Here is a 12,851-nt window from a genome sequence, read left to right as displayed (position 1 = left end):
GCCCTACCTCGACGGTGGGGCACCCGTTTCACCGCCACCGGCAAGCGCATCTGGACGGAGCGAACGCCGCCACGCGGCACCGCGCCGCCGCTGATCCACCGCAACACCTGTCACACGTGTGGAGTTGCTCCTCCTCGCCCGTGGCACCACAACCTTGTCGGATCGTGGGTGGGTTGGCGGGTTATGGTGCCCGCATGAGCGGACGGTTCACCGGCTGGCCTGAGCGCGCCATGGACGTGTTGCTGCATCTGGAGGGCGAACCGTCACGCACGGTGCGCGAGCAGTACCGTGCGGATCGCGAACGTCTCGTCCGGCAGCCGATGATCGCGCTGCTGAACGATGTGGCGGACGCCGATCCCCGGTACGAGGACTTCTCCGTCTGGCACTACCGCACAAACTCCTGGTGGTGGCAGCACCAGGGCGCGGTGATCCGGCTCGGTCGCAAGATCGAGATCGGTCTGCGGTTCGACCTGGACGGCCTGCGGGTCCAAGGCGCTTGGTGGTATCCCAACCCTGGCCAGGTCACCATGTTCCGCAAGGCGGTCGCCGCCGAGGGAAGCGGCCACGAACTCTCGGCCATCGTCGAGGACTTGAAGGCGAAGGGCTACGACATCTCCGGGGACGTGATGAAGCGCCCCCCGCGGGGCTATCCGTCCGACCACTCCCGCACGGACCTGCTGCGCCACCGCTCACTGATCGCTGCCCAACCCCTCGGCTGCGACGAGTGGCTCCACACCCCTGAGGCTGTCGGCAAAGTCCTCGCGGCCGCCGATGACCTCGACGCCATGCTCACGTGGCTGGTCCGTCATGTGAACAGCACCGCACACGACGCCTGAGGAAGCCGCGTTCACAACCGACGCGGAGTCATGGCGAGCTGACCAGCGCAAAAGAAACATGGGATGGATTGGGTTCCGATTGAGGGGGACATGCCTATTGACAGTGCGAGGAACCGGTGGAATCACTATGGGACATGGGATGTCTGAGGGTTCTCTGTGGATGCTCTCGGACACCCTTGCCTCCAAGGGAGAGTCACCCATGACCTCATCCGGATCACACGCTCGCCCGCGCGCCCCACCCCCGACCGGACCCTGATGGGATGGCGACGGCTACGCGCGGCCGGCCTTCCCGTGAGCCGAATGGAAGGGCAAGCCGAACGCACTGGCGGCAACGCCAACAGGAACGCCCTGGCCCCGCATCCATACCGGTGGCAACGGCCTTGAGCGTTTCCCTCGGGACGGACCCGGCACCCTCTGTCCCTTCCTCACATATTCAAGGGACCAAATGCGGCTTTCATCTGTTTCGCTCCGGAGCCCCGCGGCTCGTGGACCACGCTTACCGGCGGCGGCCGCCGTATGCGTGATGGCGCTGCTGACCATGTTGTCGGCGACCGCGCCGACATGGTCGGCACCGGCGCCGGCGGTGGCGCTCCCCCTGGTGAGCCCGGCATCGGGGCGGTGTCTGGACGTCAAGGGCAACGTCGACACGCCGGGAACGGCATTGGACATCTGGGACTGCAACGACCAGGTGAACCAGGCGTTCGAGTTCACGTCGGCGGGCGAGCTGAGGACGATGAGCGGCACCCGGTGCGTGGACACCCGCGACAGCCAGAAGGCTCCGGGGATCCCGGTGATCATTTGGTCGTGCGACGGGCGGTCGACCCAGATGTGGAGACAGAATTCCGACGGGTCCATCACCAGTGCCCAGTCCGGCTTATGCCTGGACGTCAACGGGGCGGGCACCACCAACGGTACGGCGGTCATCCTGTGGACCTGCAATGGCCAAGGCAACCAGATGTGGAGCAAGCCGATACCTCCACCCGGGTCCGGCGGGCCCGGCCCGTGTGACATCTACTCCGAGGGCGGTACGCCGTGCGTGGCCGCGCACAGCACGGTGCGGGCGCTCTACGGTTCCTACAACGGCGCCCTGTACCAGGTCAGGCGCTCCTCGGACAACGCGACCAGGGACATCGGCGTGCTGGCGCCCGGCGGCTTCGCCGACGCGGCGGCACAGGACTCGTTCTGCGCGGGTACCTCGTGCGTGATCACGGCAGTCCACGACCAGTCCGGACGCGGCAACGACCTGTGGTACCAGGGATCGGCCCAGGTCCCCGGATCGAGTCAGAGCAGCCCCGCGAAGGCGACCTCCGAGTCGCTGACCGCCGGGGGCACCAAGGCGTACTCGCTGTACATCAACCCCGGGAACAGCTACTGGCGGGACGGTCACCTGACGGGCGTGCCGACCGGTGCCGCACCCGAAGGGGCGTACATGGTGACCAGCGGTACCCACGTCAACAGTGGCTGCTGCTTCGACTACGGCAACAGCGAGACGACCAGGAAGGCCGACGCCGCCGGGGCGATGGACGCGATCAACTTCGGCACCCAGTGCTGGTTCGGCGGCTGCGCCGGCAGCGGTCCCTGGGTGCAGGCCGATCTCGAATGGGGCCTGTACTCCGGCGGCAGCCAGTCCTGGAACACCAACCAGCGGGCCTTCACCAGCAAGTTCGTCACCGCGATGCTCAAGAACAACGGGACGTCGAGGTTCGCCCTCAAGGGCGGCAACGCGCAATCCGGCGGCCTGACCACCTTGTGGAACGGCGGGCTTCCCAGCGGTTACAGCCCCATGAAGAAACAAGGAGCCATCGTCCTGGGCAGCGGCGGCGACTGCTGCAAGCCCGGCGGCGGGGCCAACCTGAGCGCCGGCACCTTCTACGAAGGAGCCATCGTATCCGGCTACCCCTCCGATGCGACCGACAACGCGGTCCAGGCCAATGTCACGGCGGCCGGCTACCGCTGAGCTCCTTTCACTTCCGCGGGAGGTGGCGGCCCCCGGCACGTCCAAAGAACGGCCACGAAACCTGCCCCGCTGCCAGGCATGCCCCGCTCCCGCGGCGACCGCACCGTCCGTGGCCGTCGCTGGCTCCCTCGGCGGCGGACGTGCCGCAGGGGTGGGCGCCTCTCGACTCCCGTGCGGCATCCGACCGCTGCCCCGGCACGTCGCCGCGCCGCGCCCCGTACCCACGGGAGGCGGCCCCCGTCCAGCACTCGCGCCGCGGCACAGCGGCGCCGAACCGCAGGAGGATCGGATGAGGACGAGAGCGAGACCCGCCCGTCTGGGGCTGGTGGCCGGCATCGTGCTGGCACTCGTACTGCCGCTGCTGGCGACGGACACGAGCCAGGCCGCCTCGGCCACATCGCTGAGCGTGAACCTGGCGTCGACCCGCGGGCCGTCGACCGGCGTGGGGGAAGGCTTCCTCTACGGCTTCAGCGAAGACGGCAGCCGGCCGGCGGACCAGTTCATCCAGCCGCTGGGGATCAACGCCTTCCGCGGCGGCGGATGGTTCTCCGGCGGCTGGATCAGGGACGGCTACCAGTACGGCTCGGCCACCCGGGCCGACCTCGACTCGATCATCGCGCAGGCGAAACGGCTCACCCGGCCGCCCTACCACGCGCAGTACCAGGTGCTCGTCAGCGACATCTATGGCGCGAACGGCGGCCAGCCGTCGAACACGAGGTACCCGTGCGACAACGGCGACTGCTCCAACTGGGTCGGCTTCATCGATTCCACCGTGGGAGCGCTACAGGCTTCGGGGCTCCCGTTCTCCTACGACATCTGGAACGAGCCGGACATCTCCGCCTTCTGGACCCGGGGTGTCAACAGCGCCCAGTACTTCCAGATGTGGGACACCGCCTACCGGGAGATCCGGCGCATCGCCCCCGGGGCGCAGATCGTAGGACCGTCCTTCGCGTTCACCCCGGAGCGCAACCGGGGTGAATGGCGGACCTGGCTCGCGCACGTGAAGGCGGCCGGGACGGTGCCGGACATGATCGCCAACCACAACGAGGGCGATGTCGACGACCCGGTCACCGTCGCGCGGGCCCTGAACGGCGCCCTGACCGCGGCGGGCATCGGTCCGCTGCCGCTGTCCTCGAACGAGTACCAGCCGGCCGACCGGCAGACCGCCGGGGTGACGGCCTGGTACCTGGCGCGGTTCGCGCAGTCCGGGTACACCAACGCGATGCGCGGCAACTGGGTGTGCTGCGTCACCCCGAACCTGACCGGGGTCCTGACCCAGAGCGGGGGCAGCTGGCAGCCGACCGGCAACTGGTGGGCACTTCGGGACTACGCCGACATGACCGGCACCCTCGTGGACACGTCCGGCCAGGTCGGTTCGATGGCGATCTCGGCCTCCGTGGACTCCACCGCCAAGCGAGCGGTGGCGGTCATCGGCGACTCGAACGGGTACAGCGGCGCCGCGTCCGTGACCTTCAACGGGCTGGCGTCCCTGCCCTGGCTCACGAACGACGGCCGCGTGCACGTCACCGTGCACCGCATCCCCGACCAGGCGCCGCTCGGTGCCCCGTACATCGTGTACGACCAGAACGTGAGCGCCTCGGGCGGCTCGATCACCGTGCCGTTCACGTTCCAGGGCTCGCACGACGCGTTCGCCGTCTATCTGACACCCGCCTCGTCCAGTGGCGGCGGCTTCCCGGACGGCTACCACCAACTCCAGAACCTCATCCTCCGCTGACCGCGGCTGAACGGACGCCGACCCGTGAGCGACCTCCGGCAACCGTGGAGCCACGGCCACCACGAGCAGCACCGCCACCACGAGCAGCACGAGCACAGCACAGTCACCGCGCCCCGTGGCCGGACCCGGCGGCCACGGGACGCCTCCGACCGGCGAAAGGAACCCATCGTGTCAGCATTCACACGGCTGTTCCGGCGTCTGCGCGCCTCGACCGCCGTGCTCACGGGCCTCGTCCTGGCCGCCGGCGGCCTCGTCGGCACGGCTGCCGTGCCGGCCCAGGCAGCCACCTCCATCACGATCAACGGCGCATCCGGCGGCCGGACCTTCGACGGCGTCGGCGCGATCAGCGGCGGAGGCGGCAACAGCAGACTCCTGATCGACTATCCCGAGCCCGAACGCGGCCAGATCCTCGACTACCTGTTCCGGCCCGGCTACGGTGCCTCCCTACAGATCCTCAAAGCGGAGATCGGCGGCGACACCAACTCCACCTCGGGGGCCGAGCCCAGTCACCAGCACACCCGGTCCGACCTGAACTGCGACCGGGGCTACGAATGGTGGCTGATGGAGCAGGCCAAAGCGCGCAACCCCGACATCAAGCTGTACGGGCTCGCCTGGGGCGCGCCCGGCTGGATCGGCGGCGGGAACTTCTGGTCCACCGACACGATCAACTACCTGCTCTCGTGGCTGGGCTGCGCCAAGCAGCACGGGCTGACCATCGACTACCTCGGGGGGTGGAACGAGCGAGGCTACAACGTCTCCTGGTACGAGCAGTTGCGCAGCGCGCTCGACGGCAACGGCTACGGCAACACCAAGATCGTCGCGGCGGACTCCGACTGGGCCGTGGCGAACGACGTCAACTCCAACCCCGCGTTCGCCGCCGCGGTGAACATCATCGGCACGCACTACCCCTGCGGCTACCGGTCGTCCCAGTCCAACTGCTCGGTGCCGTCGGCCGCCACATCGTCCGGCAAGCCGCTGTGGGCCAGCGAGAACGGCTCGGACGACTACAACGCGGGCGCCCCGGCCGTGGCCCGCGGCATCAACCGCGGATACATCGACGGCCGGATGACCGCGTATCTCAACTGGCCGGTGGTCGCCGCGATCACGCCCAACCTGCCGTACCCCACCATGGGGCTCGCCGTGGCCGCTCAGCCGTGGTCCGGGCACTACAGGATCGGCAAGAACGCCTGGGTGATGGCTCAGACCAGCCAGTTCACCAGCCCGGGGTGGAAGTACCTCGACGCTTCCAGCGGCTACCTCGGCGGCAACCGGAACAACGGCAGCTACGTCTCGCTGAAGTCCAAGAACAACTCCGACTACTCCACGGTCATCGAGACGATGGACGCCGGCGGCGCCCAGACGCTGAACTTCACCGTCACCGGAGGGCTGTCCACCGGGACCGTCCACGTCTGGTCGACCGACGTCAACTCCAACAACCCGGCCGACTACCTCGTGCACGCCACAGACATCACGCCGTCCGGCGGCGGCTTCAGCCTGACCGTGCAACCCGGTCGCGTCTACACCCTGACCACCACGACTGGTCAGGGCAAGGGCACCGCCACCGGCCCCGCCCAGGGCACGATGAGTCTTCCGTACGGCGACTCCTTCGACAGCTACGCGACCGGCACCGAGGCCAAGTACCTCATGGACTGGCAGGGTGCCTTCGAGGAGGTGGGCTGCGGCGGCGGCCGCGGCGGCAAGTGCGTGCGCCAGATGAGCCCGCAGAAACCGATCACCTGGGACGCGCTGTCCGATCCGCACGCCTTGCTCGGTGACGTGGGCTGGAGCAACTACACCGTCTCGTCCGACGTGATGCTCGAACAGCCCGGATACACCGAGCTGATCGGCCGTGCAGGCGCACAGGACTACAACAGCACCGGCGGGCTCAACGCCTACCACCTGCGGGTGAGCGACACCGGGGCCTGGTCGATCCTGAACTCCAACACGGGCGGCAATGTCTCCACCCTGGCCCGCGGCACGACCGCGGCGCTGGGCACCAACCGGTGGCACACCCTGGCCCTCACCTTCTCCGGCACCACCATCACCGCCGTCATCGACGGTGCCACGGTCGGTTCCGTGAACGACCGCACCTGGGCCGGCGGGCAGATCGGCTATGCGACCAGCCAGGGCGAGACGGCGCAGTTCGACAACCTGTCCATCACCCCCGGCAGCGGCGGAAACGACGGCACGACCGGCGCGATCGTCGGGGTCGGCTCCGGGCGTTGCGTGGACGTGCCGAACCAGTCGCAGACACCCGGAACCCAGGTGGAGCTGTGGGACTGCAACGGCGGCGGCAACCAGCAGTGGACGGACACCCCGGCCGGCGAGCTGCGGGTCTACGGCAGCGACTGCCTGGATGCCTCGGGCCAAGGCACCAGCCCCGGCACCAAGGTGGACATCTGGGACTGCACCGGCGGAAGCAATCAGAAGTGGACGATCCATGCCGACGGCACGATCACCGGTGTCCAGTCCGGCCTGTGCCTGGACGCCACCGGCGCGGGAACGGCCAACGGCACCTTGCTCCAACTATGGACCTGCAACGGCAGCAGCAACCAGAAGTGGACGCGCGAGTGATCCGGTGACCGGCTGACGATCACCGGCTCCCGCACCACCTCCGTCGATTCCCCCGAGAGGCCCCACATGTCTTCCTCTTCCCTGCCGCTCAGCCGGCGCCGACTGCTGGCGGCGGCCGGCGCGGCCACGGCCTTCGGGCTGCTGCGGTTCGCCCCCGAGGCCGCCGCGACCGACGGTCCCGGAAGCTACACCGCGAGCTGGTCCTCCGTGGACCAGCACCCCCCGGCCCCGGCCTGGTTCCAGGACGCCAAGTTCGGCATCTACTACCACTGGGGCGTCTTCAGTGTTCCCGCGTTCGGGAACGAGTGGTACCCGCGCAACATGTACATCGGCGGCTCGGCCGAGAACAGGCACCACATCGCCACCTACGGCGACCCCTCGGCCTGGCCGTACAACAACTTCATCGACGGCGCCCGCGACAAGGCCGGCAACTACGTGCAGTTCGCTCCCAAACCCGTCTCCCAGGGCGGCAAGTGGGATCCGGACGCCTGGGCGCAGCTGTTCAAGGCCGCGGGCGCCAGGTTCGCCGGGCCGGTCGCCGAGCACCACGACGGCTTCTCCATGTGGAACAGCCGCTCCAACCCGTGGAACTCGGTCCAGCACGGTCCCAGACTCGACCTGGTGGGTCTACAGGCGCAGGCCATCCGCGGGCAGGGGCTGAAGTTCATGGCTTCGCTGCACCACGCCTACCACTTCAACGGCTACTACGACCACGTGCCGTCCCAGTCGGACCCGACACTCCGCGTCCTCTATGCCCAGCAGGGCTCGGCCGCGGAGAACAAGCTCTGGTACGACAAGCTGATCGAGATCATCGACGGCTACCAGCCGGATCTGGTCTGGCAGGACTTCGACCTGAACCTGGTGCAGGAGTCCTACCGGCTCGAGTTCCTCGCGCACTACTACAACCAGGCCGTCTCGTGGAACAGGGACGTGGTCGCGACCTACAAGGACGGCCTCAACAACAAGGGTGAGGTCTTCGACTTCGAGCGCGGCGGCCCGGCAGGGCTGCTCACCCCCTACTGGCTGACCGACGACAGCATCTCCTCCTCCAGCTGGTGCTACACGGAGGGCATCGGCTACTACTCGACGCAGGCACTGCTGCACTCGCTGATCGACCGGGTCAGCAAGGGCGGCAGCATGCTGCTGAACATCGCCCCGATGTCCGACGGCACCATCCCCTCCGGGCAGCGGTCCATCCTGCTCGCCATGGGCGACTGGCTCGGCCGCTTCGGAGAGGCGGTCTACTCCACCCGCTCCTGGACCAGTTACGGCGAGGGCCCCACCAAGATGGGCGGAGGCTCGTTCAGCGGACCGGTGGCCGGCAAACCGCAGGACGTCCGGTTCACCCGCAGCCGGGACAACAAGGTCCTCTACGCCACCGCGCTGGGCTGGCAGGGCGGCACCATGACCATCACGACACTGAACTCGAACCAGATCAACCTCAGCAGCCTGACGGGCGCCAAGCTGCTGAACAACACAGCCGGCACCTACATCGACCTGCCCGCACCGGTCCAGGACGCCTCCGGCCTGCACCTCACCATGCCCTCGTCCAACCCGCCGTTCAGCGCCCTGGCGTACACGGTCAAGCTCACCTTCTCCGGTGAGATCCCCGTCCTGGGCGCGCCGGGCGGCTCGACGACCTGGGTGAAGATCGCCAACGTGACCAGCGGACTGGCGCTCGACAGCGGGGGCAACGTCGCATCCGGCTCCAACCTCAAGCAGTGGAACTACGACGGGAGCACCAACCTTCAGTGGCAGCTGACCGACCTCGGCAACGGCTACTACCGCATCATGAACCGCACCAACGGCATGGCCGCCGACAGCTGGGGCGATTCCACCAACGGCGCTCCCGCCCGCCAGGAGGCCTGGAACGGCGGCGACAACCAGCAGTGGTCGCTGGGCAGCCTCGGCGGCAACCGCTACCAGATCATCAATCGGGGCACCGGTACCGCCCTTGACGGCAATGGCAGCACCACGGCCGGCTCGACCACGGTGATGTGGACTCCCAACTCCAGCACCAACAACGAATGGACCATCACCGGCGTCTGAACCATCCCCCCACAGGCGGTGCGGCCCGCGCCGGCCACGCCTTGCCCTCGGTATCCGCATGCCAGAAACGAAGGAACCCGCGATGAACAGCTTCTCCGGACGACGCCGTCTGACCGTCGCAGCCCTGACCTCCCTGGTTCTCGCCGCCGGTGCCACCGCCTGCGGCTCCGGCTTGGGCGGCACCGAGACGAGGACCGCGGACAGCGGCACCTACACCATCTGGGACCCGTACCCACAATTCGGCAAGGACTCGGCTTGGGCGAAGCTGCTGAACGGCTGTGGCGACAAGGCCGGCGTGAAGATCAAACGGACCGCTTTCGACACCAGCGACCTGTCGAACAAGGTGCTCCTGGCGGCCCAGCAGGACAACTCCCCGGACGTGCTCATCGTGGACAATCCTGTGGTGCCGACCTTGGCGGAGGCCGGAGTCCTCACCACCACCGACGACAACAAGCTGGACACCTCCAAGGTCGACCCGAACCTGCTCGGGGCCGGCCAGTCGGGCGGAAAGACCTACGGAACACCAGTCGGTGCCAACACCCTCGCCCTCTACTACAACAAGGACGTCCTCAAGGTCGCGGGCGTGGACATCACCTCGGTCAAGGACTGGACGTCGCTCACGGCGGCGCTCGAGAAGGTGAAGAAGGCGGGGAAGAAGGGCATCACCTTCTCCGCGATCGGCACCGAGGAAGGGAGCTTCCAGTTCTTGCCCTGGTTCTGGGGGTCGGGCGCGAAGCTGACCCGCCTCGACTCTCCCCAGGGCGTGTCGGCGCTGTCCCTGTGGACCGACTGGCTGGAGAAGGGCCACGCCCCGAACTCGGTGATCAACAACACCCAGACCACCAGCTGGCAAGAGTTCGCGAGCGGCGACTACGCGTTCGCCGAGAACGGCACCTGGCAGCTGGCCAACGCCGAGAAGGCCGGCTTCGGCTACGGCGTCCTGCCCATCCCCGGCGCCGAGGGCGGCACCGCCGCGGCGCCGACCGGCGGCGAATTCGTCACCATCCCCGTCCAGAGCGACACAGGCCGCTACACCACAACGCGGAAGCTGGCCTCCTGCCTGACCGGCGCTGAAAACCTCTACACCACCGACACCACCCTGTCCTACATGGCACCCACCAGCGAAATCCAGGACAAGCAGGTGGCGGCCGACGCCAAGCTCAAGCCCTGGGCGGAGGCGGTCAAGGCGGCCAAGGGCCGCACCAGTGGCGGCCTCGGCACCAAGTACCCCAAGATCTCCGAGCAGATGTGGAAGGCGGTCCAGTCCGCCCTCAGCGGAGCCAAGTCGCCGAAGGACGCGCTCGCCGCCGCGCGGAGCGCGGTCAACCAGCCGTGATTCCGGGGGTTGTTGATGAGCCGTACGACACACCTGCCGGACCGCCGGGCTGTGCCCGACCGGGACGAGGCGGCCACCACCGCGCCGGACCGTACGTCACCACGGCACCACGCCCACTCGCGGCACTGGACCGCCTGGGGCTTCCTCGCCCCGGTGACCCTCTACCTCATCCTCTTCTACGCCTATCCGCTCTACCGGAATCTCGACCTGAGCCTGCGCGACTACACTGTCCGTTCCTTCGTCCAAGGAGGCGCGCCCTTCACCGGTCTCGCCAACTACCAGACCGTATTCGACGACCCGACGTTCGCACCGGCGCTCGCCCACACCGTGATGTTCACCGCTGTCTGCCTGTTCTTCCAGTACGCCATCGGTCTGGCCCTCGCGGTCTTCTTCAACCAGCACTTCCGGCTCTCCACGACCCTGCGTGCCCTGTTCCTCGTGCCGTGGCTGCTGCCGCTGATCGTGTCGGCCTCCACCTGGTCGTGGATGCTCAACAGCGACTCGGGCATCGTCAACGCCGTCCTGAACGCCGTCGGCGTCGACTCGGTGAACTGGCTGACCTCTCCGTCCTGGTCGCTCACCTCGGTGATCATCGCGAACATCTGGATCGGCGTCCCGTTCAACCTCGTCGTGCTCCACAGCGGGCTGCAATCGATTCCCTCCAGCCTGTACGAGGCTGCCGCCCTCGACGGCGCGGGCGCCTGGCGACGCTTCTGGAGCATCACCCTGCCGCTACTGCGCCCGGTGTCCGCCATCACCCTCCTGCTGGGCCTGATCTATACGCTCAAGGTCTTCGACATCATCTGGATCATGTCCAAGGGCGGCCCGGCGGACTCGTCCACCACCTTCGCCACCTGGTCCTACCGGCTCGGCTTCGGCAACCTGGTGCCCGCGTTCGGTCCCGGCGCGGCCGTCGGTAACCTGCTCGTCGCCGCCGCTGTCGTGTTCGGCCTGGTGCACCTGAGGGTCCAGCGAAAGCAGTACGCCTCATGACAACCACCACGCCCCCACCCCGCCCGCGCCGGATACGCACCACTTGGTGGAAGACGGCCACGGGCCTCCTCCTCACCGGCGTCATGCTCTTCCCGGTCTACTGGATGCTGAATGTGTCCTTCACCCGCGACCAGGACATGCGCAAAAGACCGCCGGACCTGTTCCCCGTGCACGGCACGCTAAGGGGCTACCGGGCCGTCCTGGACCAGCAGCTGCCCTACCTCGGCACCAGTCTGGCCATCGGTCTGGGCACCGTCGTCCTCACCGTGGCGCTGGCCGCACCCGCGGGCTACGCGCTCGCCAAACTACGCCCGCGCGGCGGCAGCGTGCTCAACTTCCTCTTCCTGATCGCCCAGATGATCCCCGGCATCGTCATGGCGATGGGCTTCTACGCCATCTACCTCAGCCTCGGCTTGCTCCAGTCGGTGCCCGGCCTGATCGTCGCGGACTCGACCCTGGCCGTCCCGTTCGCGGTCCTGATCCTCACCGCGTTCATGTCCGGCATCCCCGAGGAGCTGCTCCAGGCCGCGAAGACCGACGGAGCCGGCCCGCTGCGCACCTTCCGGTCGATCGTGCTGCCCATGAGCCGCAACGCCGTCGTCACCGTGTCGCTGTTCGCCTTCCTGTGGTCCTGGTCCGACTTCGTCTTCGCCAGCACCCTCGCAGGCGGCGGCAGTCACGAGCCGATCACCCTCGGCATCTACCACTACATCGGGAACAACAATCAGGAGTGGAACGCCATCATGGCCACCGCCGTCGTGGCTTCGCTGCCGGCGACGGTCATCCTCGTCCTCGCCCAGCGTTACGTCGCCGCCGGCGTGACCGCCGGCGCGATGAAGGACTGACCCCGCGCCGATCGCCCGTGATCCCCGCTGAAGAAACGAGTGGCCTCACGAGTGGCCTCCCCATGACCGCCGCTCGAACGGCATGCGGGCGTCCTGCGGCTCCTCCCCTTCGACCCCGCAACGGACAACCGGGCCGTCACCCGTGTCGAGACGGCGCCCGGCCTGTGACCGGGCGCCGATACCGGATCACTGCGCTGTCCGGCGCCGACGCCGAGGTCTTGGGCGGCCAGGCTTTGGGCAGCGGCGACCGGACCTCGCGATGCCCTCGCCCTGGCGCCCGGGGCGCCCGAGCTGGCCTGGGACCAGTTCTTGCTGCCGTTCGACCCACAGGACGAGAGCGGGTCGCCGCCCGACTCGGTGACCCACTCCGAGGTCCTCTCCAACTTCGTCAAACCACCCGTACACGGCTGGGCTCCGGCCCGGCTGCGCCGACGGTCGCCCGAACCGCCGGGGCGCACGGAAGTCTCCGAGGTCTACCGTCGGCTGCAACGCCGGCGCTCCGTGAACTCACCGCGACGGCAGGCGC

At 68.2% G+C, this 12,851-nt stretch carries 8 protein-coding genes; all 8 read left to right on the top strand.

Annotated features, from left to right (window positions below):
* Positions 1–194: 194 nt before the first annotated feature.
* The 8 genes from ABD329_RS32360 (at position 195) to ABD329_RS32325 (ending at position 12,325) form a co-directional block, all read left to right on the top strand.
* Positions 195–836 carry a DUF2461 family protein gene (locus tag ABD329_RS32360; protein ID WP_246618072.1) on the top strand — a complete coding sequence of 214 codons (642 nt, stop codon included), beginning with the start codon at positions 195–197 and terminating at the stop codon, positions 834–836.
* A gap of 523 nt (positions 837–1,359) precedes the next feature.
* Positions 1,360–2,793, top strand: a complete 1,434-nt coding sequence (locus ABD329_RS32355; protein ID WP_198274801.1) for an arabinofuranosidase catalytic domain-containing protein — start codon at positions 1,360–1,362, stop codon at positions 2,791–2,793.
* A gap of 289 nt (positions 2,794–3,082) precedes the next feature.
* Positions 3,083–4,528 carry a hypothetical protein gene (locus ABD329_RS32350; RefSeq protein WP_246618071.1) on the top strand — a complete coding sequence of 482 codons (1,446 nt, stop codon included), beginning with the start codon at positions 3,083–3,085 and terminating at the stop codon, positions 4,526–4,528.
* 168 nt (positions 4,529–4,696) lie between these two features.
* A complete protein-coding gene (locus tag ABD329_RS32345; protein WP_198274800.1) occupies positions 4,697–7,102 on the top strand; it encodes a ricin-type beta-trefoil lectin domain protein in 2,406 nt (801 codons plus the stop codon).
* Positions 7,103–7,168: 66 nt separating this feature from the next.
* Positions 7,169–9,151 carry an alpha-L-fucosidase gene (locus ABD329_RS32340; protein ID WP_198274799.1) on the top strand — a complete coding sequence of 661 codons (1,983 nt, stop codon included), beginning with the start codon at positions 7,169–7,171 and terminating at the stop codon, positions 9,149–9,151.
* Between the two features lie 82 nt (positions 9,152–9,233).
* Complete coding sequence (locus ABD329_RS32335) at positions 9,234–10,487, top strand: sugar ABC transporter substrate-binding protein (RefSeq protein ID WP_198274798.1); 1,254 nt, start codon at positions 9,234–9,236, stop codon at positions 10,485–10,487.
* A 15-nt stretch (positions 10,488–10,502) separates the two neighbouring features.
* Entirely contained in the window at positions 10,503–11,480 is a 978-nt protein-coding gene (locus tag ABD329_RS32330; protein WP_198274797.1) for a carbohydrate ABC transporter permease, read from the top strand.
* On the top strand, positions 11,477–12,325 hold the full coding sequence (locus ABD329_RS32325; protein ID WP_198274796.1) for a carbohydrate ABC transporter permease: 849 nt from the start codon (positions 11,477–11,479) through the stop codon (positions 12,323–12,325). Before ABD329_RS32330 ends, ABD329_RS32325 begins: the two co-directional genes overlap by 4 nt.
* Positions 12,326–12,851: the final 526 nt, after the last annotated feature.

Source organism: Streptomyces javensis (genome assembly GCF_039525925.1).
Taxonomy (GTDB): domain Bacteria; phylum Actinomycetota; class Actinomycetes; order Streptomycetales; family Streptomycetaceae; genus Streptomyces; species Streptomyces asiaticus.
This window is presented reverse-complemented; position numbering and strand designations above follow the sequence as displayed.